This is a genomic window from Streptomyces aurantiacus, from assembly GCF_001418335.1.
GTDB lineage: Bacteria > Actinomycetota > Actinomycetes > Streptomycetales > Streptomycetaceae > Streptomyces > Streptomyces aurantiacus.
This window is the reverse complement of record NZ_LIPP01000502.1, coordinates 1-1968: the sequence shown is the minus strand read 5'-3', so window position 1 is coordinate 1968 and position 1968 is coordinate 1. Positions and strand designations below refer to the sequence as shown.

The window sequence follows — 1968 nt, the reverse complement described above, 5'->3', positions numbered from 1 at the left end:
AGAGAGCTGAGGCCGGCCGGACATGCCACTTCCTCGCTCACCGGGCCGCGCCGGCTCCGTGGAAGGTGACGGTCAGGCCGTTGCACTTGCTGCACTGACGCACGACCTGGTTGCCCGCCTCGGCGTCGTGCCTCGACCAGGCGTAGGCCCGGGGACACTGCCGGGTGAGCGCCTCGCTGTAGGCGGTCTTCGCGTCCCGGTTCGGATTGACGCACACCAGCGGCTTGCCCGTGCCCTGCTCCCTGGTCAGGTTCTCGGGCGGGCAGGCGGACAGCAGATCACCGGGACAGCCCGCTTCGGCGCACTCGCCGCCGTTCTCGGGTGGCGCCACGCCGTCGGGGGTGATGGTGACGGGTACGGAGACGGCGTTGACGTAACTGACGTCGTACCAGGGAGCCGCCGTGTCGGCCGTGTCGAAGTTGAACTCGGCCAGACCGACGGGCTGTTCGCCGAGGGAACAGCGGTCGGCGAACGGGCCGCAGTCGCCGACGGCGCAATGGAACGTGGTGCCTTCCTCACCGGTGCAGCCCTGACGGGCGAAGAGCGTGCCGCGCCAGTGTCCGGCGCCCGAGCGCTCAGGGATGGTGACGGTGGCGGACTGCCCGGGGGCCAGCGTCGGCAACTCGGTGAGCGGGGGCGAGCCGTCGGTGTTGGCCGTACTGCCCACCCACACATGACTGCCCGTCTCGTTCCTCAGGGTGACGGTGTGTTCAGCGGCGTCGGCGGCTGCCGCCTCGGTGATGCGCTCGTCGGCGTCACCGGAACGGGCCTGGTACGCCGCTGTGGCTGACACACCGACAACGACCAGTAGGAGAGCGAGCAGGAGTGACCGTATGCGCACAACATGCCTCTCAGTCGTCAGTGAGATGAAGGAGCTGTTGTGTGCTGGGCCCCGGCGCCGAGCATGTCGGTCCTGACGATGCGGTGCCCCCCGGCCACCTCAAGGGTGAGACTGCAGTCATGGCGCTCACGGAGCATCGCCACCAGCTCCTCCTGGACCGGCTCCGGGTCACCCCAGGTTCCGTAGAACTTGTCCTCGCTCAGACAGATCGGGCGCAGGCCGTGGAGGAGCACCGTCTCCCAGGTGGCCATGGCGACACCGGGAGTGTGCTTGGCCCTGAAGTCGTCCAGCACGACCAGGCCGGTGGGGAGCACGGCGTCGCGGGCCGCGGCGATGTCCCCGGACACATGCTCGTACAGGTGCGAGGCGTCTATGTGCACGAAGCGGCACGAGGCCGGCGCCACCTCGTGCGGCACGACCGAGGTCGAGGCTTGCAGAACACGGGGCAACTCGTCATGGAACGACAGGTAGTTGTGCTCGAACGCCTCCCGGCTCACGGAAGGGTGGTACTGCGCTATCTCCGCGTTGTTGGCGTCATCGGACGCCGGGGATTCGAAGAGGTCGCACACGGTGAATGTCTCTCCGCGTTTCAGGTGTTCGCCGAGAAAGACCGCGCTCTTCCCCATGTAGACACCCATCTCCAGCAGGTCACCTCGTTCGCCACGGTCGTTCTGACGTGTGAGGAACCAGCCGAAGAGCCCCTGGTCGAGTGGGGAGAACCAGCCGAGTACGTCGTCGAGTACGAGGGGATACCGCGTACTGTCGGCCACTGCGGTCATCGTGTTTCCTGCCTTCCTTGTGACGCTGCACCGGTGTGTCATCGGCGGACTCGTCACTGACGTCGTTCGCCGTCGGCGGGCACCACGCATCCACGGGCCGAACGGTTCATCGGAAGGCAGGCCCGCTGACGGTTCCGCGGCGCACCCGGCAACGGGTTGTGCCTGTGGACGCACACGTATGGATCCGCGTCTCCGGAGTATGTGACACCGGGCCGAGCGCTGGTTGAATCACGGACGTTGACCATCCGTTGACTCTGTTCCCTGTTTCGAGCGAACGACGGCCGGTGGGCCCCCAGTTCACCGGGAAGGAAACGTGAGAGAGCACGTGATATCGGCAGACGGCGATCA

Annotated in this window: 2 protein-coding genes; both read right to left on the bottom strand. The window is 67.0% G+C overall.

The window, feature by feature from the left end; all coding sequences use genetic code 11:
- Nucleotides 1-37 precede the first annotated feature (37 nt).
- Nucleotides 38-793 (bottom strand): thaumatin family protein, encoded by a 756-nt coding sequence (locus tag AOK01_RS39500; RefSeq protein ID WP_245702614.1) that lies wholly within the window; start codon nucleotides 791-793, stop codon nucleotides 38-40.
- 65 nt (nucleotides 794-858) lie between these two features.
- Nucleotides 859-1620, bottom strand: a complete 762-nt coding sequence (locus AOK01_RS39495; RefSeq protein ID WP_055520398.1) for a class I SAM-dependent methyltransferase — start codon at nucleotides 1618-1620, stop codon at nucleotides 859-861.
- Between the last annotated feature and the right edge of the window lie 348 nt (nucleotides 1621-1968).

Excerpts from the sequence above, each read along its gene's own strand:
- AOK01_RS39495 (WP_055520398.1), bottom strand. The coding sequence starts at position 1,620 with ATGACCGCAGTGGCCGACAGTACGCGGTATCCCCTCGTACTCGACGAC.